The 24,823-nt window shown below is 70.7% G+C and carries 30 protein-coding genes; 9 read left to right on the forward strand and 21 right to left on the reverse strand.

The window, feature by feature from the left end; all coding sequences use genetic code 11:
* The first annotated feature begins 33 nt into the window (after positions 1-33).
* On the forward strand, positions 34-1,008 hold the full coding sequence (locus IE275_RS37260; protein ID WP_189717095.1) for a zinc-binding dehydrogenase: 975 nt from the start codon (positions 34-36) through the stop codon (positions 1,006-1,008).
* Positions 1,009-1,011: 3 nt separating this feature from the next.
* On the opposite strand, the gene IE275_RS37265 is transcribed toward IE275_RS37260, so the two are convergent.
* Both IE275_RS37265 and IE275_RS37270 read right to left on the reverse strand, forming a co-directional pair.
* Complete coding sequence (locus IE275_RS37265) at positions 1,012-3,213, reverse strand: aminoglycoside phosphotransferase family protein (RefSeq protein WP_373299366.1); 2,202 nt, start codon at positions 3,211-3,213, stop codon at positions 1,012-1,014.
* A 217-nt stretch (positions 3,214-3,430) separates the two neighbouring features.
* Positions 3,431-4,297, reverse strand: a complete 867-nt coding sequence (locus IE275_RS37270; protein WP_189717097.1) for a winged helix-turn-helix domain-containing protein — start codon at positions 4,295-4,297, stop codon at positions 3,431-3,433.
* A 172-nt stretch (positions 4,298-4,469) separates the two neighbouring features.
* On the opposite strand from IE275_RS37270, the gene IE275_RS37275 reads away from it, so the two are divergent.
* Complete coding sequence (locus IE275_RS37275; protein WP_189717098.1) at positions 4,470-4,652, forward strand: hypothetical protein; 183 nt, start codon at positions 4,470-4,472, stop codon at positions 4,650-4,652.
* Here IE275_RS37275 and IE275_RS37280 read toward each other — a convergent pair.
* Both IE275_RS37280 and IE275_RS37285 read right to left on the reverse strand, forming a co-directional pair.
* Positions 4,643-5,392, reverse strand: a complete 750-nt coding sequence (locus IE275_RS37280) for an HAD family hydrolase (protein WP_229871007.1) — start codon at positions 5,390-5,392, stop codon at positions 4,643-4,645. The genes IE275_RS37275 and IE275_RS37280 overlap by 10 nt on opposite strands.
* On the reverse strand, positions 5,392-6,270 hold the full coding sequence (locus tag IE275_RS37285; RefSeq protein ID WP_189717100.1) for a FadR/GntR family transcriptional regulator: 879 nt from the start codon (positions 6,268-6,270) through the stop codon (positions 5,392-5,394). The genes IE275_RS37280 and IE275_RS37285 overlap by 1 nt, the downstream gene beginning before the upstream one ends.
* Before the next feature lie 153 nt (positions 6,271-6,423).
* Between IE275_RS37285 and IE275_RS37290 the strand changes: the two genes are divergently transcribed.
* A complete protein-coding gene (locus tag IE275_RS37290) occupies positions 6,424-6,618 on the forward strand; it encodes a hypothetical protein (protein WP_189717101.1) in 195 nt (64 codons plus the stop codon).
* Here the strand turns inward: IE275_RS37290 and IE275_RS37295 are convergent.
* From IE275_RS37295 to IE275_RS37305, 3 genes are all read right to left on the reverse strand, one after another.
* Entirely contained in the window at positions 6,608-7,447 is an 840-nt protein-coding gene (locus IE275_RS37295) for a winged helix-turn-helix domain-containing protein (RefSeq protein WP_229871009.1), read from the reverse strand. The two genes, IE275_RS37290 and IE275_RS37295, sit on opposite strands and share 11 nt — an antisense overlap.
* A 454-nt stretch (positions 7,448-7,901) precedes the next feature.
* Entirely contained in the window at positions 7,902-9,167 is a 1,266-nt protein-coding gene (locus tag IE275_RS37300; RefSeq protein ID WP_189717103.1) for a GNAT family N-acetyltransferase, read from the reverse strand.
* Between the two features lie 151 nt (positions 9,168-9,318).
* Positions 9,319-9,900, reverse strand: coding sequence for an RsiG family protein (locus tag IE275_RS37305; protein WP_189717104.1), 582 nt, complete (start codon positions 9,898-9,900; stop codon positions 9,319-9,321).
* A gap of 168 nt (positions 9,901-10,068) precedes the next feature.
* On the opposite strand from IE275_RS37305, the gene dtd reads away from it, so the two are divergent.
* Entirely contained in the window at positions 10,069-10,494 is a 426-nt protein-coding gene (gene dtd, locus IE275_RS37310) for a D-aminoacyl-tRNA deacylase (RefSeq protein ID WP_189717105.1), read from the forward strand.
* A 19-nt stretch (positions 10,495-10,513) separates the two neighbouring features.
* Here the strand turns inward: dtd and ygfZ are convergent, their stop codons facing one another.
* The 5 genes from ygfZ to IE275_RS37335 all read right to left on the reverse strand — a co-directional run bounded on the left by ygfZ (position 10,514) and on the right by IE275_RS37335 (position 14,480).
* On the reverse strand, positions 10,514-11,479 hold the full coding sequence (gene ygfZ / locus IE275_RS37315) for a CAF17-like 4Fe-4S cluster assembly/insertion protein YgfZ (RefSeq protein WP_189717106.1): 966 nt from the start codon (positions 11,477-11,479) through the stop codon (positions 10,514-10,516).
* 10 nt (positions 11,480-11,489) lie between these two features.
* Positions 11,490-11,936, reverse strand: coding sequence for a Fur family transcriptional regulator (locus tag IE275_RS37320; protein WP_189717107.1), 447 nt, complete (start codon positions 11,934-11,936; stop codon positions 11,490-11,492).
* Between the two features lie 44 nt (positions 11,937-11,980).
* On the reverse strand, positions 11,981-12,556 hold the full coding sequence (locus IE275_RS37325; RefSeq protein ID WP_189717108.1) for a heme-binding beta-barrel domain-containing protein: 576 nt from the start codon (positions 12,554-12,556) through the stop codon (positions 11,981-11,983).
* Positions 12,557-12,813: 257 nt separating this feature from the next.
* Positions 12,814-13,743, reverse strand: coding sequence for a hypothetical protein (locus IE275_RS37330; protein WP_189717109.1), 930 nt, complete (start codon positions 13,741-13,743; stop codon positions 12,814-12,816).
* Entirely contained in the window at positions 13,740-14,480 is a 741-nt protein-coding gene (locus IE275_RS37335) for a hypothetical protein (protein WP_373299367.1), read from the reverse strand. The genes IE275_RS37330 and IE275_RS37335 overlap by 4 nt, the downstream gene beginning before the upstream one ends.
* On the opposite strand from IE275_RS37335, the gene IE275_RS47310 reads away from it, so the two are divergent.
* Positions 14,443-14,724 (forward strand): glycine zipper family protein, encoded by a 282-nt coding sequence (locus IE275_RS47310; protein ID WP_373299368.1) that lies wholly within the window; start codon positions 14,443-14,445, stop codon positions 14,722-14,724. The two genes, IE275_RS37335 and IE275_RS47310, sit on opposite strands and share 38 nt — an antisense overlap.
* Here the strand turns inward: IE275_RS47310 and IE275_RS37340 are convergent.
* Positions 14,687-15,466: a hypothetical protein gene (locus tag IE275_RS37340; protein WP_229871012.1), complete on the reverse strand. Its 780-nt coding sequence runs from the start codon at positions 15,464-15,466 to the stop codon at positions 14,687-14,689. The two genes, IE275_RS47310 and IE275_RS37340, sit on opposite strands and share 38 nt — an antisense overlap.
* 171 nt (positions 15,467-15,637) lie before the next feature.
* Here IE275_RS37340 and IE275_RS37345 point away from each other — a divergent pair, with 171 nt between their 5' ends.
* Complete coding sequence (locus IE275_RS37345; RefSeq protein ID WP_152169868.1) at positions 15,638-16,000, forward strand: DsrE family protein; 363 nt, start codon at positions 15,638-15,640, stop codon at positions 15,998-16,000.
* Here IE275_RS37345 and IE275_RS37350 read toward each other — a convergent pair.
* The 8 genes from IE275_RS37350 to IE275_RS37380 all read right to left on the reverse strand — a co-directional run bounded on the left by IE275_RS37350 (position 15,994) and on the right by IE275_RS37380 (position 21,343).
* Positions 15,994-16,254, reverse strand: a complete 261-nt coding sequence (locus IE275_RS37350; RefSeq protein WP_189717110.1) for a DUF3099 domain-containing protein — start codon at positions 16,252-16,254, stop codon at positions 15,994-15,996. The two genes, IE275_RS37345 and IE275_RS37350, sit on opposite strands and share 7 nt — an antisense overlap.
* Positions 16,255-16,419: 165 nt before the next feature.
* Positions 16,420-16,707, reverse strand: a complete 288-nt coding sequence (locus IE275_RS37355; RefSeq protein ID WP_030318169.1) for a DUF1416 domain-containing protein — start codon at positions 16,705-16,707, stop codon at positions 16,420-16,422.
* Between the two features lie 46 nt (positions 16,708-16,753).
* Positions 16,754-17,599: a sulfurtransferase gene (locus tag IE275_RS37360; RefSeq protein ID WP_189717111.1), complete on the reverse strand. Its 846-nt coding sequence runs from the start codon at positions 17,597-17,599 to the stop codon at positions 16,754-16,756.
* A 141-nt stretch (positions 17,600-17,740) separates the two neighbouring features.
* The gene (locus IE275_RS47315) at positions 17,741-17,824 is read right to left on the reverse strand and encodes a putative leader peptide (protein ID WP_352348054.1); all 84 of its coding nucleotides are present in this window, start codon (positions 17,822-17,824) and stop codon (positions 17,741-17,743) included.
* Positions 17,825-18,021: 197 nt separating this feature from the next.
* Positions 18,022-18,759: an LmeA family phospholipid-binding protein gene (locus IE275_RS37365; RefSeq protein WP_189717112.1), complete on the reverse strand. Its 738-nt coding sequence runs from the start codon at positions 18,757-18,759 to the stop codon at positions 18,022-18,024.
* A gap of 204 nt (positions 18,760-18,963) precedes the next feature.
* Complete coding sequence (locus tag IE275_RS37370) at positions 18,964-20,202, reverse strand: hypothetical protein (RefSeq protein WP_189717113.1); 1,239 nt, start codon at positions 20,200-20,202, stop codon at positions 18,964-18,966.
* A 2-nt stretch (positions 20,203-20,204) separates the two neighbouring features.
* Positions 20,205-20,459, reverse strand: coding sequence for a MoaD/ThiS family protein (locus IE275_RS37375; RefSeq protein ID WP_189717166.1), 255 nt, complete (start codon positions 20,457-20,459; stop codon positions 20,205-20,207).
* 41 nt (positions 20,460-20,500) lie between these two features.
* A complete protein-coding gene (locus IE275_RS37380; protein WP_189717114.1) occupies positions 20,501-21,343 on the reverse strand; it encodes an alpha/beta hydrolase in 843 nt (280 codons plus the stop codon).
* 182 nt (positions 21,344-21,525) lie between these two features.
* Here IE275_RS37380 and IE275_RS37385 point away from each other — a divergent pair, with 182 nt between their 5' ends.
* The 3 genes from IE275_RS37385 to IE275_RS37395 all read left to right on the forward strand — a co-directional run bounded on the left by IE275_RS37385 (position 21,526) and on the right by IE275_RS37395 (position 24,796).
* Positions 21,526-22,305 carry a winged helix-turn-helix transcriptional regulator gene (locus tag IE275_RS37385; protein WP_189717115.1) on the forward strand — a complete coding sequence of 260 codons (780 nt, stop codon included), beginning with the start codon at positions 21,526-21,528 and terminating at the stop codon, positions 22,303-22,305.
* A 117-nt stretch (positions 22,306-22,422) separates the two neighbouring features.
* On the forward strand, positions 22,423-23,445 hold the full coding sequence (locus IE275_RS37390; protein WP_189717116.1) for a LacI family DNA-binding transcriptional regulator: 1,023 nt from the start codon (positions 22,423-22,425) through the stop codon (positions 23,443-23,445).
* A gap of 142 nt (positions 23,446-23,587) precedes the next feature.
* Positions 23,588-24,796, forward strand: a complete 1,209-nt coding sequence (locus IE275_RS37395) for a S1C family serine protease (RefSeq protein WP_189717117.1) — start codon at positions 23,588-23,590, stop codon at positions 24,794-24,796.
* Positions 24,797-24,823: the final 27 nt, after the last annotated feature.

Consider the following 24,823-nt stretch of genomic DNA (forward strand, 5'->3'; position numbering starts at 1 on the left):
TCCACTCAGGACGCGCACCACAGGGGGTATGCCATGCGAGCGGCACAGGTGAAGGCGTTCGGCGGACCGGAGGTCCTGGCCACGGTGGAGCTCACGGACCCGGTCCCGGGGCCGGGCGAGGTCCTGATCGAGGTCTCCCACGCCGACACCATCTTCGTGGAGACCCAGGTCCGCGCCGGCCTGTTCCGCGACCACTTCCCCGTCGTACCGCCGTACGTCCCCGGCGGCGGCGTCTCCGGCACGGTCGCCGCGGTCGGGGCGGGCGTGGACGCCGGCTGGGCCGGGCGCCGGGTGGTCTCGTGGGTCGACGGCAGTTACGCCGAGCGGGCGACCGCGCCGGTGACCGCCCTGGTCCCGGTCCCCGACGGGCTGGACCTGCGGACCGCCGCCGCCCTGGTCCACGACGGGGTGACGGCGTCGGGCCTCCTCGAACGCACCTCCGTCTCCCCGGGCGACCGCGTCCTGGTCCTGGGCGCCTCGGGCGGGATGGGCACCCTGCTGGTCCAGCTGGCCCGCGCCCGGGGCGCGACGGTGGTCGCGGCGGCCCGGGGGGAGGAGAAGCTGGCCCTGGTGACGGAACTGGGCGCCCACGCCACGGTGGACGTGTCCGCGCCGGGCTGGGTGGAACGGGCGCGGGAGGCGCTGGGCGGCGGCGCGGAGGTCGTCCTGGACGGCGTCGGCGGCGAACTCGGGGCCGCCGCCCTGCCGTTGACCGTGGACCTGGGCCGCTTCTCCGCCCACGGCGCACCCTCCGGCGCCTTCGCACCCCTCGACCCCGAAGAGGTCGAACGCCGCGACATCACCGTCTTCGGCATCGCCGACCTCCAGTTCCCCCGGACGGACGTCCACCGCCTCACCGCCCACGCCCTGGCCGAGGCCGCGGCAGGCCGGCTGCGGACCGTGATCGGGGCGGTGTTCCCGCTGACCGAGACGGAAGCGGCACACCGGGCCGTGGAGGGGCGGGGAGCCGTGGGGAAGGTGGTGCTCGACGTGTCCGGGGAGCTGTGACCCCTACGCCAGCGCCAGGGCGAGGTAGGGATTGGCCGTCGCCGGCAGGGGCAGGCCCAGGGCGGCCGTCGCCGCCGCCAGGGTGTCGGCGTAGGAGTTCACCGCGCGGCTGACATTGGGGACGTCCAGGCTCGCCCGGGTCACCAGACGGTCGAGATCGACATAGGCGGATCGGACGATCTCGATACGGCGGTAGACGCCCCAGTCCCGCTGCCAGTCCTTGGTGTGGACGGCGCCCAGCTGCCGCTCCCACCGCCGGACCATGCGCTCCTTGATCTCCGGGCGGGTCGGGGTGAGGTGCATGTGCCGGACCAGGTCGTACAGCGGGTCACCGACGAGGGCCATCTCCCAGTCGATGATGGTGACGCCCAGCCGGTCGTCGCGGCACACCAGGTTCCAGGGGTTGAGGTCGCCGTGGAGGAGGACGGGCGACCGGTGGCCGACCTCGTGGCGCGAGAGGAGCTGGCGGAGCCGTGCGTGGTCGGGGAGGCCGAGCGACCGGGCCAGTTGCCGGGACTCCTTCGGCAGCTCCCGCACCAACAGGACGAGCTGCTTCGTCAGCCATTCGTAGAACCGACCCGCGCCCGCCGCCGGGTCGATGCCCAGGTAGTCGACGTCCGTCAGGGCGCACAGCTGGTCGACGAGCCCGTCCGCCTCGTGCGGGCGCAGGCCGTTGACCGGGTGGCGGGGCGGCTGGCCGTCGCGCGGACCGACGTATGTGTGAACGGCGAAGGAATGCTTCGCCGCGTCCCTGCCCAGCGCGAGAACACGAGGTGCCTCGATCCCGACCCCGCTCTCCTGAATCGCACGCAGCACCGCGTGTTCGCTCAGGTAACTGGGCTCGCGCCGGGAGAAGTTCGGCAGCTTGCGCCGGACCACCACGGGTCCGGGGTGGCCCGGCACCCGGACCACCGTGTTCAGATGCGCGGTCCCCTTGAACACCTGGTCGGCGCGGGCCGCGCCCTCCGCCAGCAGCGCGGCGCGGACGGCGGCGTCCGGGAAGTCCGGGTGCTCGGCGAGGCGCGGGTCGGGCCGCCAGTCGAACGCGTCCACGGACGAAAGACGCCCGCCGAGATCACCGCGTGACTTCAGCCACCGGAAGAGCGCGCCCTCGATTTCGGGGGCCTTCGGGACGTTCCGCAGGCGCAGCGGCTCCGCGGCCGCCAGCAACGCCCGCTCCACCTCCACGGTCGCCTCGTCCAGGTTCTTCGGGCTGAACGCCCCCTCCAGCGAGTGCGCGGCCCGCATGACGTCCGGGTACACGGACTGCGCCCGCTCGAAGTCGAGATAGTGCCGCAGGTCCTTGCCCAGGCCGTTGACCGCCGCGGGACGGATCCGCCGCATGGCCGCGGCCCACGCCTCGATCACCTCGTCCCACTGGTACTCGGGATACCGCATCCGCACCAGGTGGGTCGCGAGGTCGTGCAGGGGGTCGCCGTAGGTGGCCAGCTCCCAGTCGACGCAGATCAGGGGCGGTGTGCCGTCGAACGACACGATCAGGTTGTCCCGGTGCAGGTCCGCGTGGAGCAGGCTGTACGGCCGCCGCGCCATGGCGGGAACCCGGTCGGCGAAGTCGAGGAGGGCTCGGTCGGGAATACCGAGGGCCTTGAACAGCCCACCGAAATCGTTCCACTTGGGTCGGCGGATCTGCTCGTCGGCACAGCGAGCCAGCGTCCGCAGAAACCCCTGACTGTCGGTGTCGTTGGCGGGCCACCCGGCCGGCAGGGGCGGCAGCGCCGACCGGCGCACCCAGGTCATCCGGGCCAGCAGCTCCGCGAGGGCCTGCACGAGCAGCGTGTCGACAGGCTTACCGTTTCCGCAGACGGTGGAGAGCGGAACACCCTCCACATAGCTGTGGATCGCGAAGCCCTTGCCCTGCTTCAGGCACGCCGGCGCGTGGACGGGCGGCAGGACAGGGACGCTGTGGACGGCGTCGAGAATCGCCGCCTCGTCGCGCCAGGTCCGGATTACCACCGGCAGCACGTCGGCGCGCGGAATCCGCACCGTCACGTCGGTGCCGGCCGGGCGGCCGACGAACGGCGCCGCGTCCTCCGTCAGGGGGACCACGTAGTTGTGGTTGTGGTGGCCGCTGCATGCCTTCGAGGACTGCGCGTAGGCAAGGAACCTCCGCAGGACCGCGGCCTCGGACCGGTCCGTGGTGGCTCGGCCCCCGGGCAGAAGCCGGGGAACAAGGGGCTCGAGCACTGGCCGCTCCGGGTGGTGACGCTCTGTCGAATGGGTACGGCAATCGTCGAGTGCCGGGTGGTGCGCCGCACGGCCAGAGTGACCGGTGGAGTGATCACGAGGGGTGGTGTGTCACTCTGCGTCAGGTCGTTCGACGGGGTTTGTTCGCCGTCTCATACGTACGGGCGGAGGCAAATGCTCGCGCGATGCGGGGCATGCTAGCGCACGGTCGTGTCCGTCACCGGGCAAGCCGATTCCAGACCGAGTCGAACCACCGTTGCCAGCTGTCGACGAAGAGTGTGTCAGGTGAGTCCGGGTCGGCGTTCCTGACGTGGTGGGCGAGCGGAGCCCCGAATCCCAGGACGTCCAGGGCGCGGATCGACTCCCCGGACTCGACCGTGATGTCCCGTTCGATCACCTCGTACGGCGCGAGCAGGGCGTGCGCGCCGTTGAGCAGGTAGAGCTTGCACGTAGGAGTGAGCGGAGCCCTGCGGACGGCGATGCCGACGGAGGGCACGTACTCCTCCAGGTCCCTGAACAAACCGCTCACCGTATCCGTCGACCGATCGGCGATCCGGCGGAAGCGATCCCTCAGTCGCGGGTCGTCCGGATCCGCCTCGGACCTCGGATAAGGCAGCACCAGGTCCACGCTCGGCAGGATCAGACGCAGGGCGATGCTCTCGGGAGCGATGAAACCGCCGATGATCCGCTCCGCCTGCACCATGAGGTGGGCAGCCAGCGACTCGGACGTCAACGAGAAGACGTCCAGGGTTACTTCGGCCCGCTCGAAGGCCTCGCCCAGCAGCGACCCGAGCGTCCGCCCGCCCCGCAGGCGGCCGTCCGCGACCACTGAGGGCTGGGTTCGCGGCACCCGCAACACCCGCGACCCGCTCCCCTGCCGGGACTCGATCAGCCCGTGCTGGGCCAGCTCCTTCAGGACCTTCTGGACAGTGTCCCGGGAGACGTCGAACTCCGCGGCGAGATCACGCTGGGACGGGAGCAACAGGTTCAGCGGATACGTCCCATCGGCGATCCGGGCGCGCAGTTCCTCGGAGACCCGCTGGAACTCCCGGCCTCCACTGTCGCCACTCCGCTGTGCGTCCACACAGCGACCGTACCGCTCCCGGTCCAATGACAAACCAGTTTCAGTCAAGCCGAGTTGCCGACCGTCCTGCGGCTTAAGGATCTGTTCACCCGGGGAAATCCACTTCACGACAACCAGTCCAATTGGACCGGGAGTTGCACGCTTCACTGAGAGTGGTCGGGGGGTGAAGGGAATGCTTCTGTTATCGGTACTACAAGGACTGCTGGAGATCGCCGCGGGACTGCTCACCCAGGCGAAGCTCGGCATGGTGGGCCTCGTCCTGCTGTTCGGGTTGGGGGTGGGCATCAGGGCACGGCACAACGGCCTGGCCGTCGGGGCCGCCGTCGTGCTGATGCTCCTGATGACTCAGGCCTGACGCCTGATCACGTTCAGCACGACTTCCAGTGAGTTGACCACGGTCGTGGCACCCACGCCCCGCAACAGCTTCTCCTTGCGCTCGTTACGCGCGTAGCCGAGGAAGGGAACGCCGGCGGCGCGGGCGGCCAGGAAGTCGGACGGGGTGTCGCCGATCATCAGCGCGGCCACGGGGGCGGACCCCATGGCGTTCAGGGCCCGCTTCAGGCAGTGCGGGTCGGGCTTGAGGCGGTGCAGGTCCTGGGTGCGGCCGTAGAGATGGGGCGCGAAGCAGCCCGTCAGCCCGCGGCCCTCCAGGTACTTGCTCACGACCCGCGGGGAGTTGTTCGTGGTGACGGCCAGCCGCGCGCCCACGGCGGTCCAGGTGCGGATCAGGGGATCGGCCCAGGCCGTGGGCCGCGCCGACTCGGTGGCCCGCAGTTCCTCCTGGGTGAGACGTTCCTCCAGCTCCGCGACGAGGTCGCTGCCCGGGTGCCTGCGGTCGACGGCGCGCAGGACGACATGCGGGTCCAGTGAATCCCGTTCCGGCTCCGTCAGCAGGCCGTGCAGGCCCCGCCCTTCGAGCCACTCGACCAGGCCCTCGGCCACCCTCTCCGCCGAGTGGCCGGCGAAGAGCCGGCAGATCGGCCCGTCGAAGTCCCAGAGGACGACCCGCGCGCGCGTGATCACTTCCCGCAGGTCCGCCGCCTCGGTCCGGGTGTCGGAGGTCGCCTTTTGAGTCTGCTGCGTATCAGAGGTCACTAGGAGAGTGTCAGGTCCGTCGTGATGGTTTCCCAGAGGGCGTCGAACCACTTCTGGGATTCCTCCACGAACGCGGCGTCCCGCTGACCGGCCGACTTCTCGAAGGAGAAGAGGAGGGACTCGGTACCGAGGACGTCGTACATGTCGAGCGTTCCGGTGTCGGTGGACTCCTCGCGGCGCGTGACCATGTAGTACGCCATCAGGGCCTCGGTCCCGTTGAGGAGGTACAGCTTCACGGGCGGGGTGAACGGCAGCGCGCGGAAGGTGATGTCGACGTCGATCCCGTGCGAGCGCAGCGTCTGGAGGTTGTGACGCAGAACATGACCCTGGGCGTTCCGCATCGCCAGCCAGCGCGCGTGCACCGGGTCGTCGTCGCCGCGGCCGTCGACCGGGACCGGGAAGGCGAGGTTGATGTCCCGGGACGGCAGCAGGATGCGGACGTCGATCCGCTCGGGGCGCACCACGCCGCCGTGGATCAGCCGCAGCGGTTCGCCGAGCGCCGGGATGAGGCTCTCGGCGGTGAGGCAGGCCGCGTCGATGCGGACGTGCCGGGCGGAGAAGGCCGCGGTGAGGCGGGGCGAGAGGCCGACCATGGTGGGCTGGGGCTCGTCGTGGGCCGGGGCCGGCGGTTCGGCGATCCTCGGCGGGCTGCCCTTGCTGACGTTGGTGAGCAGTCCGTCATCCTGAAGTGCCCGCAGGGCCTGGCGGACGGCGCCGCGCTCCACGCCGAACTCGTCGGCCAGCTCGGCCTGGGTGGGCAGGCGGTCTCCCGCCCTGAGTTCGCCGGCGCGGATGCGTTCCCGCAGGACGTCGGCGATCTCCTGGGGCGAGAGCCTTCTGCTGCCGTTCACTGCCACGTTCTCCTGGGTCACGACCAAACGCTACAACTTCCACCCATCTATGGGCAGTTGTTTGAAAGTTGTTTAGCAGTTGTCACCAAGCGGGGACAACATAGTAAGAGTTGGTTGCCAACTTGAGTGAGTTGGCGGAAGGTTTGCCTCCCACTCCGACCTCCGAAGGGGGGAACCACCATGCCCGTCCTCGCCCTCCTCTGCGCCGCCTTCGTCTTCGGCGTCGAGCGCACCATCGAGTGGAAGTACGGCACCGCCGGCACCGTCGGCCTGCTTCTGCTCGGCGTCGGCATCAAGGCCAAGAGCCCCGCCATCAGCTCCGTCGGTGCCGTACTTCTCGCCCTCCTGGCCTCCGGTCCCGCGCTCAGCTCGTGAGCTGAAGATCCGAACTGATCGTCTCCCACAACGCGTCGAACCACAGACGCGACTGCGCCACGAACGCCGTGTCCCGCGGGCCGGCGCCCTGTTCGAAGGCGAACAGCACCGACCGCGAGCCCTCGGCGTCGTACATGTCCATGTGTTCCTGCCCGACCGTCTGAAGATGGCGCTGGACCGTGTAGTACGCGAACAGCGCCTCCGTTCCGTTGAGGAGGTACAGCTTGACCGGCGGGGTGAACGGCAGCGCGCGGAAGGTGACGTCGACCTCGATGCCGTGCGTGGAGCGCAGGGTCAGCAGGTTGTGCCGCAGCACCTGGCCCTGGGCGTTGCGGTGGGCCAGCCAGTGACGTTGCAGGCGCTCGGTGGCGGAGGAGTCCACCGGGGCCGGGAAGGCCAGATCGATGTTCCGGGACGGCAGCAGGACCCGGACGTCGATCTTGGCCGGTTTCAGCCGTCCCGCATGGATCTGGCGCAGCGGCTCACCGATCGCCGCCGTCAGCGAGACCGCCGTCAGGCACAGGGCGTCCACCTCGACATGGTCGGCCGCGAAGGCCTCGGTCATACGCAGCGGGAGCCCCGCCATGGCGGGTTGCGGCTCCGCCTCGGACCACGCGGACGGAACGGCGGCGCCGGGGCGCACGGCCACCGTCGCCGGGCTCCCCTTGGAGACGTTGGTGAGCAGGTGCTCCGACTGGAGAATGCGCAGCGCCTGGCGTACGGCACCGCGTTCCACGCCGAACTCGTCCGCCAGCTTGGCCTGGGTGGGCATGCGCTGGCCCGGCCGCAGCACACCGGTCCTGATCCGGGTGCGCAGCTCGTCGGCCACCTCTCGGTGTGACCGCTCGGCCCTCCTCCGCCCATTGACGGAGGCATGTTCCGGCTCCACGACCGCACAGTACAACTTCCCGCCATCTTTGGGCAGTTCAAAGAGAGATGGTTATAGGACGCTTCCAAGCGGACATAAGTACAGTGAAGTTGGCAGCCAACTTCAACAACATGGTCAAACCTTCAGACGGTTGGCCGGTGGGGCTCCCTTCCGGAGGGGAGCCGGGAGCCCGAACGGCCGGCAAGGACGTACAGCCACAACTGCACATCGCGGCACAGCCACAACTTCACACCGACAACTTCATACCTCCAACTCCATACCGCCAACTTCATACGGAACACCTGCGTACGGACACCTCGGCGACCCCGCTACGGACGGCCGAGGACAACGGAAGACGCATGCACGACAACCGCACACGGAACCAGTCGGCACCCGTCGTCGGCCGAGAGGAGGGTCAGAACAGGTCCGGGCACCACGGGCGCACGGATGTACGCAGCAGGGCGTCGGCCCCCCGGGCGGCGCCCGCTCGTTCTTCCCGGATCCGGCCCAGCGCCGCCAGCCGCACCGCCGACTCGTCGCCCAGCCAGAGCGACGCCAGGTCCGCCACGTCCAGCGAGAGGTCGGCGCCGCGGCTCGTCGGCGTGCAGGACGCGCCCTCGGGCCCCGCGTCCAGCAGATACCGCCCGCCGGCCAGACCGGCCCGGTCGGCCACCTCCAGCACCAGCGCGCCCGACGCGTCGTACGTCCGCGCCTCCAGAGCCCGTACGACATCCAGGAGCCGTACCCACAGCCAGTCGGCCTGCGTGGTGATGCTCGCCGCGCGCGGGTCCGGCAGCAGGCGCGGCAGCAGGTCGTCCGGGGAGCGCGCGCCGGACTTCACGCGGGTGATCCAGTCGATGGAGCACAGGTAGTGCCACAGGGCACGTTCGGCGGCCGGGGTCACCGAGATCAGCCAGTCCACGGACGCGGTGGTCAGCGGCTGCTTGGCGTCGGTCCATTTGTCGTCCGACCGGTACGAGACCAGGCCCTCGACCTCGCCGTCCGCCGAGCGGTACACGGCGTAGAACGGCTCGGTCCATTCGTCGCCGTACAGCCGCAGCACACCGGTGTTGGCCTCCCACCAGGTGGCGTCGCGGCTGACCGCGCCGGGCTGGGCGCCGCGCAGCCGGGTGTGGAGGGCGGGGCCGAGCTTGCGGACCTCGTCGCCGTCGATCAGGTCGATACGGCCGCCGTCGTCCGGGTCCGGTACCCGGCGGCGCGGGTCGAGGCCGGCGCGGGGGATGTCGATCGCCCACTCGGTCGTCGTGGTGGCGGGGCCGAAGCCGTACCGGCCGTAGATGCGGTACTCGGCGGCGATCAGGGTGGCGACGACGTCGCCGCGGTCCTTCGCGGCGGTCAGGTCGTCCGACATCAGACGGCTGAGGATGCCGCGGCGGCGGTGGGTGGCGACGACGGCGACGTTGGAGATGGCGTCGGCGGGGACCTGTGCGCCGCCGACCGCGGTCAGTTCCTGCGGGAAGGAGCGGAAGGTGCCCACGCATCGGCCGGCGTCGAAGGCGCCCGAGGTGCGGGAGTCGGCAGTGGCGGCGCGGCGGGCCGCTGTCTGCTCCTCGGTGACGACCGGCGGACGCAGGAACCCCGTCTTCAGGGCACGCATCCAGTCGGACAGCTCGGAGTCTTCGATCTGACGGCACTCAAGGGCGGCGGGACGACGGCTCATGGCCCCACGGTAAGCAGCGGCACCTTCTCACCGCGGCCCCTTTTTCCAGGCGCCCGTTCTCAGGCACCCCTTCTCAGGCGCCCGTTCTCCAGGCTCCCCGTCTCCGGGCCCCGGCTTTCCGGGCCCCCGCCGCCGCGCGCCCCGCCCGGCGTCACAGCAGCAGGTCGTCCACCTGGGCCTCGCCCTCCCGGTAGCGGCGCGAGATCTCGCCGCCCGCCTCGTCCGCGGTGCGCTGAAGACGCTGCCGGCGGCGGGAGGCCTGCTGTTCGTAGCGGACCAGGCGGGCCATCGCGTCGTGGAGTTCGCGGTCGGTGCGGGCGCCGAGGTCGGAGAGTTCGACCTCGGCGAGCATCTCGGCGGCGAGCCGGCCGTACTCCTCGTTGTGCGGGGTGCCGAGCGTGACATGGCGGGCCGAGGAGCGCTGGCGGGCCGGGCCGTCGGTGAGGATCTCCGACAGGCGTGCCACCACGGACGCCTCGGCCGTGGGCTGCGGCACGGTCGCCGGGCCCCGCCGGGAGAGTTCGGCGCGCAGGATGTCGATCCGGCCCTGGAGCAGCCGCCGGACATAGCTGAGGTCGGCCTCGTCGCGCTGGGCGTCCCGGCGCACGGTGCGCAGTTCGGGCAGGCTCAGCAGGCCCAGGTCGTCCTCGGGCGGCTCCGCGGGCGGCGCCGGGCTGTCGCGCTGTGCGGGCGGCCGGTGTGTCTCCAGCCGCCCGGTACTCGGTGTGCTCATACGCCTCTACCGTCCCCTCGACCGGCGTGTGGAAGCATCGTGCCACCCCAAGTGGCCGCAATGTGACCGAGTGCCCCCGAACGGCCCTAGATGGGATGTTAAGGATCAAAAGAAGCTTGTTCCCGGCCCCCCGCGGGACCGTGCGTCGCACCCGGCATCATGGTCCGCATGCGAGCGGTGGTGCAGAGGGTGGACGGCGCGAGTGTCGTCGTGGACGGCGAGACGGTCGGGGAGATCACCGGCGAGGGACTGTGCGTCCTCGTCGGGGTGACCCACGAGGACACCGCGGAGAAGGCCGCACAGCTGGCCCGCAAGCTGTGGTCGATCCGCATGCTGCACGACGAGCGGTCGTGCAGCGACATCGACGCCCCGCTGCTGGTGATCAGCCAGTTCACGCTCTACGGCGACGCCCGCAAGGGCCGCCGGCCCACCTGGAACGCCGCCGCCCCCGGCCCGGTCGCCGAACCCCTCGTCGACGAGGTCGTCGCCCGGTTGCGCGCGCTGGGCGCCACGGTGGCGACGGGCCGCTTCGGCGCCGCGATGCGGGTGTCGCTGACGAACGACGGCCCGTTCACCGTGGTCATCGACCTGTAGGGCCCGGGGTTCTGCGGACTCAGGGTTCCACGACCACTTCCTGGGCCGCCGCCGTCGTGTCCGCCATCAGCGGCGCGTCCACCGGGACGTTCCGCTTCACCAGGGCCAGGGCCACGGGGCCGAGTTCGTGGTGGCGGACGGACGTGGTGATGAAGCCGATCTTGCGGCCGTCGGGAGCCTCGTCGGCGACGCGGAGCTCGGTGCCGGGTGCCGGGAGGTGGACCTCGCTGCCGTCGAGGTGCAGGAAGACCAGGCGGCGCGGCGGCTTGCCGAGGTTCTGCACCCGGGCGACGGTCTCCTGACCGCGGTAGCAGCCCTTCTGGAGGTGCACGGCGGTGCCGATCCAGCCCAGCTCGTGCGGGATGGTTCGATGGTCGGTCTCGAAGCCGAGGCGCGGCCGGTGGTGCTCGACACGCAGCGCCTCGTGGGCGAGGATCCCGGCCGGCGGGCCCGCCTTCTCCGCGTACGACTCCAGGTCCGCGCGCGGCAGGAACAGCTCACGGCCGTACGCCGTCTCCTGGACGACGACGCCTTCCGGGACCTCGGCGATCGAACCGGCGGGCAGATGGACGACCGCGATGTCGGCCGTGCGGTCGGCGACCTCGACCCGGTAGAAGAACTTCATCGACTCCAGGTACGCCAGCAGCGTCTCCTGGGTGCCGGGTTCGACATGGGCCCAGACCGTCGTGCCGTCGTCGACGAGGTACAGCGCGTGCTCGATGTGGCCGTTCGCGGACAGCACCAGCGCCTCGGTGGCCTGGCCGGTCGGCAGGTCGCTGACGTGCTGGGTGAGCAGCAGGTGCAGCCAGCTCAGCCGGTCCTCGCCGGTGACCGTGATGACCCCGCGGTGCGAGAGGTCGACGAAACCGGTGCCGTCGGCGAGGGCACGCTGCTCGCGGAACAGGTCGCCGTAGTGGGCGGCGACGCCTTCGTCCACACCCTCGGCAGAGACGGCGCCGGGCAGGGACAGCAGAGGGCTCTTCATAGCCATAAGCCTACGACTCGGTAGTTGAACCCTTCAGGGCCTTCCGGGAGCAGTCCTTGCACCGGCCGAAGATCGCGAAGTGCTTCATGTCCGTCTCGAAGCCGAAGGTGTCCCGCAGCTTGGCGGTGAAGGCCTCCGCCACGTCCACATCGGCCTCGATGACGTTGTCGCAGTCACGGCAGACCAGGTGGATGTGGTGGTGCCGGTCGGCGAGATGGTACGTCGGCGCCCCGTGCCCGAGATGCGCGTGACTGACCAGGTCCAGCTCCTCCAGGAGCTCCAGGGTCCGGTACACGGTGGAAATGTTGACCCCCGACGCCGTTTTCCTCACTTCCACGAGGATGTCGTCGGGGGTCGCGTGCTCCAGGGTGTCCACAGCTTCGAGGACAAGCTGGCGCTGCGGCGTCAGCCGGTAGCCGCGCTGCCTGAGGTCGCTCTTCCAGTCGGTGCTCACCACACCGACGAGTCTAGAACCACTTGGCGACGGCCAGGGGGGCGCGGCTACTTGAAGAAGGCGATGCCGTCGTCCGGCATGTCGTCCGGCAGGGCCTTCGCCCAGCGCTGGACGTCCTCCGGGGTGACGACCTTCTTCAGGTGCGCCGACATGTAGGGGCGCAGCTCGACCTCGGGGGTCTGCTTCTCACCGACCCACATGAGGTCGCTCTTGACGTAGCCGTACAGCCGCTTCCCGCCGGTGTAGGGGCGGGAGGCGGCGGTGCGGGCCACGGCGTCCGTGACCAGGTCGATCTGCGGCTTCTGGTCGGCGAGCTCGCCGTACCAGATCTCGATGACGCCGTCGTCGCGGGTCATCGTGACCTCGACCTTGCGGGCGCCGTCGATCCGCCAGAAGCCGGACTCCGACTCCAAGGGCTTCACCTTGTTGCCGTCGTCGTCCAGCACCCAGGTGTGGGAGCGGTACTCCAGGAAGTCCCGGCCGTCGTGGGCGAAGGTGACCTCCTGGCCGAAGTTGCACTTCTCCGAACCGGGGAAGTCGTGCACGCCCGCGCCCGCCCAGCTGCCCAGCAGGAAGGCGAGGGGGACGAGGTCCTTGTGGAGGTCGGACGGGATCTCGATCATGAGTGGCAGTTCCTGGACGTAGGGATCAGCGCTGGCCCTGGTACAGCTTCTTCACGGTCAGACCGGCGAAGGCGAGGACGCCCACGCAGACCAGTGCCAGCAGGGCTTCGAAGAAGATCTCCACGGGTGCTCCTCGGATGAGCGTGCTTCGGGGTACGTACAACAGAGCCGGGCCCCAGCTTACGCGGCCGGGGCCCGGCTCTCCTTATGAGGTACGTCCTCCCTGGGGTACGTCCTCCCTGGGTACCTCCTCGGGGTCAGCCGAGCAGCTGGCTCTGGAGGACGACCGTCTGCTGGAACGGGACGGCGGCCGCGGTGCCCTTGCGGGACTGCGTGATCACCGCCATGACGTCACCGGCGCACAGGTAGGCCTGGCGCAGGTGCTCGGCGCCGTACGGCTTGATCTCGTCGTAGGCGTAGCGCTCGACGCCCGACACGTCGGCTGCCGTCGGGTAACCGTCGTCGAACACCGTCACGTCCGCGCCGCGGGCGTTGAACACGGGTGAGTCGTACTCGCTGAACTCCTGGAAGGCGTCCGAGGCCACCGTGCCGGTGTCGAACTGGAGCAGGTAGATGCCGGTGCGGGTGCCGTCCTCGGTGGTCCAGCCGCGGGCCGCCACATGCCGCAGCCCGTAGTCGGTGAGCACCTGGCCGGCCTTCTCCCGGTCCTCGGCCGACCCGAACACCGCCAGGAAGTCCTTGGTGGCCAGCCAGCCGTCCGTGCCGTGCAACGCCTTGTCGTCCGTCGCGCCCTCGGGGGCGGGGAGCAGCAGTTCGCGCAGGTCGGCGTAGTGGCTGTCGGACCAGTTCGCCGGGTCGAGCGGCCCGGGGCTCCGGGCGGGCACCGGCGGCCGGGTGATCTCCGGGTACGCCCAGCGCCCGTCGGACTCGGTCGCCAGCCCCGGTACGTCCGTCCGTTCCATCCCCACGATCGCGTATGCCGTCCCGGCCCCGAGCAGCGCGAACACACCGACGACGGCGACCCAGCGCCCCACGGCCCGCAGCACCCGCCGGTCCCTGGGCGGGGTGGGCTCGGAGGTCGGCTCCGGGGAGGGCTCCACTGTGGGCTCCACTGTGGACTCCGCGGTGGGCTCCGCGGTGGGCGCCGCTGTGGGCTCCGGAGTGGGCTCCGCGGTGGGCTCGGGAGTCGGCTCGGGGGCAGGCATCGTCTGCGGCTGGTCGGTCATACGGCCTGTCCCGGGTTGTCGATGCGGTCGAGTTGGTCGGTGAAGAACTTGGTGACGAACTTGGCGTCGAGCGGATCGGGGCCGTCGGTCGTGGCGCTGACCAGGACGTCTCCGACGTACGCGGTGCAGAACGCCGCGGCCAGTTCGTCGTCCTTGGCCTTGCCCTTGGGCGTCAGGTAGCACTGCGCGTCCTGGTGGCCCTTGATCTTCGGGCCCTTGCGGAAGTAGTCCGTGTCGGCGAGGAACCCGTTGAAGGACGTGGCCATCTCGCGCACGGCGGTGCGGTTGTCCAGCCGGGTCAGCGTGACGGCGGTCGTGATCGCGTCCGTCGTGTTGTAGTCCATGCGGCCTACGGAATAGCTGCGCATCGCCATGCCCTGGATCCGCTGCTTGTCGATCAGCTTCTCCAGCTCCCGGCGCGTGGAACGGGGCAGGTCCTTGACCGACTCCTTGCGCAGCGCCGTGGCCTGCGCGCCGCTGAACTCGGCATCCGCGCCGAACTCGCCGACGTCGGGTCCCCGCTCGTAGCCGTCCGTGCCGAACGGCACGAACAGCGTGCTCAGCCCCGAGGCGGACTTCTTGTCCGCCCCGGCCTTGTCGTCGGCCTTGTCGTCGGCCTTGTCGTCGTCGCTCTTCGCCGCCGGGAACTTCCAGGTCGGCTTGCCCGCAGCGCGGTCGGCGTCCTGCACGGTCACGACCGTGAAGCCGACGCCGCCGACCACCGCGCCGGCCGCCACCAGCGCCCCGACGACGGCGGCGATCCGGCCGGGCCGGACCTTCTTCCGGACGGGCTTCCCGACGACGGCCTCACCGGCGGCCTCGGGAGCGGTCTCGGGGGCCGTCTCGGGAGCGGTCCCGGGAACGACGGGCTCGGGGGCGGTCCCGGGGACGGGCTCAGGGGCGGTCTCGGGGACGGCACCCTCAATGATCTCGGGGTTCTCGCTCACAGCTTCCCCATCTGCCGCTCGGCCAGGTCCATGATCTTCGCCTTGGGAATCGGCTTGCTGTCGTAGATCACGATCTCCATGTACACATCGCCCCGCCAGGCGTGCGCCTCGGCCGTGTAGAGCGGGAGATACCCGGGCTCCCGGTCCGGTGTGTCGTGCACGAAGACCGTCCCGTTGTCCTCTCCGGTCCCGGGCAGCGGCCAGCTGCGGGTGTCGTCCTCGTCCTCGGCCCAGTAGTGGCCGTTCTCGGCCCACTCGAGCGCCGCGGCCTTGCTCTCCTGCCGGAACTGAGCGAGGAAGATCTCGACGTTGTACGCCTCGCCCACCCGCCACGAGGTCGCGGCCGCCCGCCGGAACTCGTCGTCGGTGAGGTTGTTGAACGCGTTGCCCGGCTTCTCGTACCGGTCCGCGTACTCGGCCAGGTCCATCCAGCCGTCGGCGCCCAGCGTGTACTCGGTGTCGCGCGCGCCCTTGGGCCGCGACACCAGCAGCTTGCGCAGGTCACCGTTCATCTTGACCTTGCGGTCCTGCGCCGCCGACAACGGCTCGACCTCACCCGTGGCCTGCTCGACCACGGGCTGGGAGAGCGGCGGCAGCGCGGTGGGCTCGCGGTCGGCCTGGACCAGGTAGCCGGTGCAGACGCCCGCGACGACACCGAGCACGGCGGCGCCGACGATCATCAGCGTCGTACGGCCACGCCGACGCGGACGCGGCGCGACCACCTCGGCGGCATCGGCCGCATCGACGACCTCGGCGGCCTCGACGACCTCCGCCACGCCGGCCGCCTCAGCCGACCCAGGCGACTCGGCCGCCGCCTCTTCCCCTCCTCTTACGGGATCTTCCATCCCCATCCCCCTCAGAACGTGAAGCGCACCTTCCGGATCGCGCTTCACAGGAGACCGATGGTCTACGCATGGAGTTGTAAGGGAGTTGATTACGATTCAGGCATGGCGAAGAAGCTCGTGATCAAGGTGACCGCGGGGGCCGATGCCCCCGAGCGGTGCTCGCAGGCGTTCACGGTCGCGGCGGTGGCCGTGGCCAGCGGGGTGGAGGTCTCGCTGTGGCTGACCGGGGAGTCGGCGTGGTTCGCGCTGCCGGGGCGGGCGGCCGAGTTCGAGCTGCCGCACGCGGCGCCGCTGCCGGACCTGATCGACTCGGTGCTCGCGGGCGGCCGGCTCACCCTGTGCACGCAGTGCGCGGCCCGCCGGGACATCACGGAGAAGGACGTGATCGAGGGCGTACGGATCGCGGGGGCACAGGTGTTCGTGCAGGAGGCGATGGCGGACGACGCCCAGGCGCTCGTCTACTGAGGACGCTTCTTCCCGTCCAGCTCGTCCCACCACTCGTCGGACTTGGGGTCGCCCGAGGGGTCGTCCCACCAGCGGTCCTCCGGGCCCCGCCGGTTGGCGACCATCGCCGCGACCGGCGGGATGACCATCGCGACCACGCACATCCCGACGGCGACCGGCACCGACCAGAGGCGTACGACACCCCAGGCCAGGACGAACAGGCCGATGCAGCTGCCCATCATGGCGAAGTAGAGGTGCCGCCGGCGCGCGTACATACGTCCAGCGTAGGTCCGCCGCCGGGGTCCGGCGACGGCGTGGGAACACGGGACACGCGAGACACCCGGGAAAGGGAAACACCGAGGGCCGTACCCCGGGTGTCCGAACCCTCGGGATACGGCCCTCAGACCGTCAGGCGTCCGTCACAGACCGCCCCGAACCACTCAGACCGCGATCGCGACCTCGGCGAGACCACCGTGCTGGGCGACGACCGTGCGGTCGGCCGTGCCACCGGGCACGAGGGCGCGAACGGTCCAGGTGCCCTCGGCCGCGTAGAAGCGGAACTGTCCGGTGGCGGAGGTGGGAACCTCCGCGGTGAACTCGCCGGTCGAGTCCAGGAGGCGGACGTAGCCCACCACCGGCTCGCCGTCCCGGGTCACCTGACCCTGGATCGTGGTCTCACCGGGCTTGATCGTCGAGGCGTCCGGGCCGCCGGCCTTCGCTCCACACATGTCTTTCTCCAGAGGGGGTCTGACCAGAAGGTCGGGTCGGTTGGGGTTACTTGTTGGCGCCGAGCTCGATCGGCACGCCGACGAGGGAGCCGTACTCGGTCCAGGAGCCGTCGTAGTTCTTGACGTTCTCGACACCGAGCAGCTCGTGCAGCACGAACCAGGTCAGGGCCGAGCGCTCGCCGATGCGGCAGTAGGCGATGGTGTCCTTGGCCAGGTCGACCTGCTCCTCGGCGTACAGCTCCTTGAGCTGGTCGTCCGACTTGAAGGTGCCGTCGTCGTTGGCGTTCTTCGACCACGGGATGTTGCGGGCGGACGGGACGTGGCCCGGACGCTGCGACTGCTCCTGCGGAAGGTGGGCCGGCGCGAGCAGCTTGCCGCTGAACTCGTCGGGCGAGCGCACGTCGACCAGGTTCTGCGAGCCGATGGCCGCCACGACGTCGTCGCGGAAGGCGCGGATCGCGGTGTTCTGCGCCTTGGCCTGGTAGGCGGTCGCGGCGCGCTCGGGGATCTCGGTGCCGTCGACCAGCTCGCGGGCGTCGAGCTCCCACTTCTTACGGCCGCCGTCGAGAAGCTTGACGTTCTCGTGGCCGTACAGCTTGAAGTACCAGTAGGCGTAGGACGCGAACCAGTTGTTGTTGCCGCCGTAGAGGATCACCAGGGTGTCGTTGCCGATGCCCTTCGACGACAGGAGCTTCTCGAAGCCCGCCTGGTCGACGAAGTCACGGCGGACCGGGTCCTGGAGGTCCTTGGTCCAGTCGATCCGGATCGCGTTCTTGATGTGGTTCTTCTCGTACGCGGACGTGTCCTCGTCCACCTCGACGATGGCGATGTTGTCGTCGTCCAGGTGGTCCTGAAGCCAGTCGGCGTCGACCAGGACGTCGCTGCGGCTCATGCTCGTTCTCCTCCGGGGCAGGTGCGGCGGGGGTGTGCAAGAAGAAAGGGGTGCGCGACCGGGTCTCGCCGGCGGCCGGCGCACGGATGCCCTCGGAGTCGAGGGCGCGGGGGAGGCGCGGGAGGCCGGCGGCGCTTCCGCTCAGACAGTGCGACAGAGCATGGCGGCGACGCGGCACAGGTCGACTGCCCGCCGCTTCGTGAGATCCGCCTGTCGCTGCATCATGCCGTCGATCGTAGGGACGGACAGGCGGGCGTGTCACCAGTGCTCCGCATAGTGAGATGCGATCGTCCGAATGCCGGGACGAAGAACGCGCCCGGCCGCCCCTCAGGGGCTTCCGGGCGCGTGTATCCGCCATCACATCTACGGTGCGGACGGCCTCGTCTCGCCTGTCGGACAACGCCGTCCGGCGCAGGACAGCCCTACCCGGCGAGCCGGACGTTCGAACCCTGCACGCCGATCTCCACACCGCCCCGCGCCGCCTCGACCTTGTCCAGCCGGATCCCGCCGGGCAGGTCCTCGATCTTCTGCTCGAAGTCGGTGATGGACCGCACCTCGTTCTCGGCGGCCTGGACCCCGCCGAAGCTGGGCAGCGAGTCGGCGTGCACCCGCACGACGTCCCCCTCGGCGGTGACCGTGCTCAGCACGGAGAGCGGCTGGGGCAGCTTGGTGCCGAGGACGGTCGCCTCGACGGTGACCTTGATCTTGCCGTTCCCGCCGTCGGAGAGGCCGATCACCCGGGCGGTGACACCGGGCGCGACCTCGGTCGACTCCGACTTGGCGGTCTTCAGCAGCTCGGCGTAGGCGATGGTCGCCGTGCCCGAGGCGCTGGCGGCCGTGGCGGAGCTGTAGTCGCCGGAGAACTCGACGCCCTTCATGTCGGCCTTGAGGTCGTCGATCCGGATCGTCTGGCCGTTGGTTCCGGTGGTCGCCTCGTAGTCCTTGATGCCGACCTCGACGTCGTCCAGCGAGCCGCCGACGACCTGGGTGAGGAAGGGGAAACCCTTGATGGACACGTCCGGGGTGCTCGCGAGGTTCTCGGTGGCCTTCAGCTTGTCCGCGGCCTCACCCTCGGCGAAGTTGACCGCGAGCCGGTCCGCGAGCACGAACAGGCCGCCGAGCACCACGACCACGATCAGAAATATGCGAAGCGCACGCATGCGGTTGTTCCCCCACCCGGATGGCCTGAACATTCACTTGACCACCCACGGTAACCCTGTGCGGAAGAGCCTCCGGAAAATTGTCGATCAGCTGTGACACGCCTGACCGACGCACGAGGGCGCGCGCCGTTGCGCCGACGCACGCCCTCTGTTCCGCATCAGCGCGCCCCCGGTTCATGGCGGCACGCTCTCAGGGAAAGCCCCCTAGGCCAGCGCGCGCCCCAGGACGTAGACCGCCGGGGCCGCGGCGGCCAGCGGCAGGGCCACGCCCGCCGTGAAGTGCACGAACCGGGACGGGTAGTCGTAGGCGGCGACCCGGTGGCCGATCAGGGCGCACACCGCGGCACCCGCGCCGAGCAGCGCGCCCCGCGTCCCGATGCCGGTCATCCCGCCCACCGCGATGCCCGCGCCCGCCGCGGCGAGCAGGGCCACGACGACGGAGGCCGGGGTGGGCAGCGGCAGCGCCCGGGCCAGGACGGCCACGGCGACCGCGGCCGTGCCGACCGACACCGCGTCCGGGTCGGCGCCCAGGTGCCCGGTGGCCAGGACGGCCAGGGCCGAGGAGGCGACGGTCGCCATCAGTCCGTACATGCGCTCGTCGGGGTCGGCGTGCGAGCGCAGCTGAAGGACCAGGCAGAGCAGCACCCACACGCCCAGCGTGCCGAGGATCGCCGCGGGCGCGTTCTCCCGGCCGGCCACGAGCAGGGCCACGTCCGAGACCAGCGCGCCGAGGAAGGCGAGCGCGATGCCCTGCCGGGCCGGCCACATGCCGTTCAGCCGGAACCAGCCGGCCGCGGTGACCGCCTGGAGCACGACGAGCGGGACGAGCAGGGCGTACGAGCCGACGGCCGCCGTCCCGGAGAGGAGCAGGCCGAGGAGTGCGGTGAGCGCCGCGGGCTGCATGCCCGGGTCGATGATCGGCGAGCGCCCTTCGAGGCGGGCCCGCTGGGCGTCGGTGATCCGGGCGTTCCCGGCGAGGGTGGCGCGGCCGTAGCCGGTGGCCCCCTCCGGGCTGTCGGCCGGGTCCGGTTCCGGCGCGGGCGGCGTGTAGGGCGCCGCGTGCCGGGCGGGGGCCTGTGCGGCCTGCGCCTGAGGGGCCTGCGCCTGCTGCTGCCAGGCCGGCGCCGGGGCGTGGCTCTCCGGGGGCGGCTGGGCGCCGTACGCGGCCGAGGCCCCCGGGTACACCGGTGCCTGGCCCGTCTGCGGGGGCAGATACGCGGTCTCGGCGGGGTCCGGCGCGGCGACGGGCGGCTGGACGCTGGTCTCCCAGGTCTGGCCCTGCCACTGCTGGGTGTACTGGAGGTGGGCCTGCGGGTCCTCGTACCCCTGCTGCTGCCCGGGCCACGCCTGCTGCCGCTGTTGCGGCTGCTCCTGCTGCGGCTGCCCGGTGTGCGGGTCGTACCCCTCGTACCCCTGGTACGGCTGATACGGCTGGTCGGTCATTCTCACCCTCCTGCGAACGGCGGGAGCACCTCGACCGTGCCGCCGTCGGCCAGCCGTACCGTCTCATGTTCGCGGGTGCCCACGGGGTCACCGTCGACGAGGTACGAGCATCGCCGCAGGACACGTGCGAGTTCACCGGGGTGTCGCTCCCGCGCGGCGTCGAGTGCCTCGGCGAGCGTGGCCGCGTCGTACGGCTCCTCGGCGACACCGGCCGCGGCCTTGGCGGCCGCCCAGTAGCGCACCGTGACCTTTGCCATCTCGTCCCTCAAGTCGATTTCGGTGGTCAACAGGGCCCAGGCTAGCCCGCCCGGGAGACCGCCCAGTCCCCGATCCGGGCCAGCAGGCCGTCGTCGGCCGCGTGCTCGGCGTGGCCCATGCCGGGCTCCACCCAGAGTTCGGCGTGGTCACCGGCGGCCTCGGCGAGCATCCGGGGGTGGTCGAGCGGGAAGTAGCCGTCCCGGTCGCCGTGGACGATGAGGAGCGGGGTGGGGGCGATCTTCGGGACCGCCTCGGTCGGGGAGAGCGGCACCGGGTCCCAGTCCCGGTGGTGGATCCGGGTGCGGAAGCCGTAGCGGCCGACCAGCCGGCCCGCGGGGCGGGTGATCAGCCAGTGCAGCCGGCGCATGGGGGCGGTGCCCCGGTAGTACCAGCGGGCGGGCGCGCTCACCGAGACGACGGCGTCGACCGTGCCCGGGTGCAGGGCCGCGTGCCGCAGCACGACCGAGCCGCCCATGGAGAACCCGACGGTGACCACGCGCACGTGGGGGTGGAGCTCGTGCGCCCACGCCACCGCCGCGTCGAGGTCGAGCACCTCGCGGTCGCCGACCGTGGAGCGCCCGCCGGAGCGGCCGTGGCCGCGGAAGGAGAAGGAGACGACTCCCCCGTACCGGGTGAGGGCCTCCGCCACCCGGCGGACGTGCGGGCGGTCGGCGTCGCCCGTGAAGCCGTGTGCCACGACGAACACCGGGCGTCCGGAGGGTGGCGTGCGGGTGTCGTATACGACCGCACCCGGGTCGTATACGGAATCGATCGTCACACCGTCGGCGGTGTGCAGAAACGTCCGCAATGGTGCACCTCTGGGCGTCTCGGAGTGTGGACTGTAGGCGGAACGCGCCGTATGACCTGCCGGACCCGTGCTCATGTGGGCTATTCTGCTGGGCAGAGGACTCGGGCAGCGTTGCCCCCGGGTCCTTTTGTGCTTTCGGAAGCGTTGTATACGAAGCGGGAAACTCCAGGTGACCGCCGGTGTACGGGCCCCGGGAACGCAGCGCAGTGCCGCAGTGCCGCAAACGTCCTCGCAGGGACCGAGGAGGAACCAGACGTATGAGTTCTCTGCTGCTCCTGACCAACGCTCTCCAGCCGTCGACGGAGGTGCTTCCGGCCCTCGGCCTGCTGCTGCACAACGTGCGCGTGGCTCCGGCCGAAGGCCCCGCCCTCGTCGACACCCCGGGCGCCGACGTCATCCTGATCGACGGCCGCCGCGACCTTCCCCAGGTGCGCAGCCTGTGCCAGCTGCTGCGCTCGACCGGCCCCGGCTGTCCGCTCATCCTGGTCGTGACCGAGGGCGGCCTCGCGGCCGTCACCGCCGACTGGGGCATCGACGACGTGCTGCTCGACACCGCCGGTCCGGCGGAGGTCGAGGCCCGGCTGCGGCTGGCCATGGGCCGGCAGCAGATCGTCAACGACGACTCCCCCATGGAGATCCGCAACGGCGACCTCTCGGTCGACGAGGCGACCTACTCCGCGAAGCTCAAGGGCCGGGTCCTCGACCTGACCTTCAAGGAGTTCGAGCTCCTGAAATACCTGGCCCAGCACCCGGGCCGGGTCTTCACCCGCGCCCAGCTCCTCCAGGAGGTCTGGGGCTACGACTACTTCGGCGGCACCCGCACCGTCGACGTGCACGTACGGCGGCTGCGGGCCAAGCTCGGCCCGGAGCACGAGTCGCTGATCGGGACCGTCCGGAACGTGGGTTATCGATTCGTTACGCCCGAGAAGGCGGACCGCGGCGGTGACGAGGCCAAGGCCAAGATGGACCGGGCAAACACGGAGGATGCGGACAACGCGGCCACCGTGGGTGCCGAAGAGGTCGCGGCGGAGGCGTAGTACCCGCCGGTACCCGACGGCAACGCCGTGGCACCCGCTCAGGGGAGGCATCGCTTCCGCACAGGGAAGCTCCTGTACGCCCTGCCCAGAGCGGGTCCATCCGCGTAGACTCCGCGCGTGGCCAAGGTGACTCGCGATGACGTAGCTCGGCTGGCGGGGACATCCACCGCCGTAGTCAGCTATGTCATCAACAACGGACCCCGGCCGGTCGCACCGGCCACGCGCGAGCGTGTCCTCGCGGCGATCAAGGAACTGGGGTACCGACCGGACCGGGTCGCCCAGGCGATGGCGTCGCGGCGCACCGATCTCATAGGCCTGATCGTCCCGGACGCCCGCCAGCCCTTCTTCGGGGAGATGGCGCACGCCGTCGAACAGGCCGCGTCCGAGCGCGGAAAGATGGTGCTGGTCGGCAACTCCGACTACATCGGCGAGCGCGAGGTCCACTATCTGCGGGCGTTCCTCGGCATGCGGGTCTCCGGCCTCATCCTCGTCAGCCACGCGCTGAACGACCTGGCCGCCGCCGAGATCGAGGCCTGGGACGCCCGGGTGGTGCTGCTGCACGAGCGGCCCGAGGCCATCGACGACGTCGCCGTCGTCACGGACGACCTGGGCGGCGCCCAGCTCGCCGTCCGCCACCTCCTGGAACACGGCTACGAATACGTCGCCTGCATGGGCGGCACCGCCGACACCCCCTCCGTCGGCGACCCGGTCTCCGACCACGTCGAGGGCTGGCGGCGCGCGATGGCCGAGGCCGGCCTGAGCACCGAGGGCCGGCTGTTCGAGGCGCCGTACAACCGCTACGACGCCTACCGGGTCGCCCTCGACCTGCTGGCGGGCCCCGACCGGCCGCCCGCGATCTTCTGCTCCACCGACGACCAGGCGATCGGCCTGCTGCGCGCGGCGCGCGAGCTGCGCATCGACGTGCCGGGCGAGCTGGCGGTCATCGGCTTCGACGACATCAAGGAAGCGGGCCTCGCCGACCCCCGGCTGACAACGATCGCATCGGACCGCTCGGCGATGGCCCGCGCGGCGGTGGATCTGGTGCTGGACGACGGCGTGCGGGTCACCGGCTCGCGCCGCGAGCGGCTGAAGGTGTTCCCCTCGCGCCTGGTGGTGCGGCACTCCTGTGGCTGTGCGTAACCGTTCGGAAGGGTCCATGAACCTTCTCTGAGAGACCACGCCGAGCTGCGAGGACCGTCTTTATATCGGGCATACGAGGTTCTGGCGGGCTTCTCAGGGAGCACTCAGGGAGCTCTCATGGTCGGCGTCCAAGCTTCTTGGCATGACCGAGAGCTTCCGCCGCAGCGGCGAGTACGAGAACCACGAGAACCCGTACCAGGGCGCCCAGCAGCACGCTTCCACCCCGGTGAACCCGGAGTGGCCGCCCCCGCCGGCGTACGAGCCGGTCACCCCCCAGCCGGTCCGGCAGCAGTCGACGCAGCAGCCCTTCCCGCAGCAGCCGATACCGCACACGGCGCAGCAGCCGGCCGTCGAGCCCACCGCGGTGTGGCAGGCGCACCCGGCGCCGGCGGCCGGCGGCGCCGGGGACGGCATCGGCGGCGGGACCGCTCTCCTCACCGCCGTGGCCCCGGAGCCCGCGCCCGGGAAGAAGAAGCGCACCAAGGGCCCGCTCGCGCTGCTGGCCGCCGTGGCGATCGTCGCCGCGGCCATCGGCGGCGGCACGGCCTACGGCATCCAGGAGCTGACCGGCAAGAACGAGGTGGTCTCCTCCTCCACCACGACCAGCGTGGTGCCGTCCAGCAAGACCGGTGACGTGGCCACGATCGCCGCGGCGGTCAGCCCGAGCGTCGTCGAGGTCAGCGCCACGCTCAGCAACGGCTCCTCCACCGGCTCCGGTGTGATCATCACCAGCGGCGGCGAGATCATCACCAACAACCACGTCATCTCCGGCGCCTCCTCGATCAAGGTGACGACCAGCGACGGCAAGTCGTACACCGCGCAGGTCGTCGGCACGGACAGCAAGAAGGACCTCGCGCTGATCAAGCTGGAGAACGCCTCCGGCCTGAAGGCGGCCACCCTCGGCAACTCCGACGGCGTCCAGGTCGGTGACACCGTCGTCGCCATCGGCTCCCCCGAAGGCCTCACCGGCACCGTGACCAGCGGCATCGTCTCCGCCCTCGACCGGGACGTGACCGTGTCCACCGACGAGGGCCAGCAGCAGCAACAGCAACAGCAGGGCGGAAGCGGCGGCTGGCCGTTCGAGTTCGGCGGCCAGCAGTTCAACGGCGACACCGGCACCTCGACCACCACCTACAAGGCGCTCCAGACCGACGCGTCCCTCAACCCCGGCAACTCCGGCGGCGCGCTCATCGACGCGGGCGGCAACATCATCGGCATCAACTCCGCGATGTACTCGGCCGCCTCCGACTCGTCCTCGGACGCCGGCAGCGTCGGCCTCGGCTTCGCCATCCCGATCAACACCGTCAAGTCCGACCTGGCCACCTTGCGGGCCGGCGGCTCCGACAGCTGAACATCCACCGGCGAACAGGGGAGCACG

The sequence above is a fragment of the Streptomyces phaeofaciens genome, assembly GCF_014648915.1.
Lineage (GTDB): Bacteria > Actinomycetota > Actinomycetes > Streptomycetales > Streptomycetaceae > Streptomyces > Streptomyces phaeofaciens.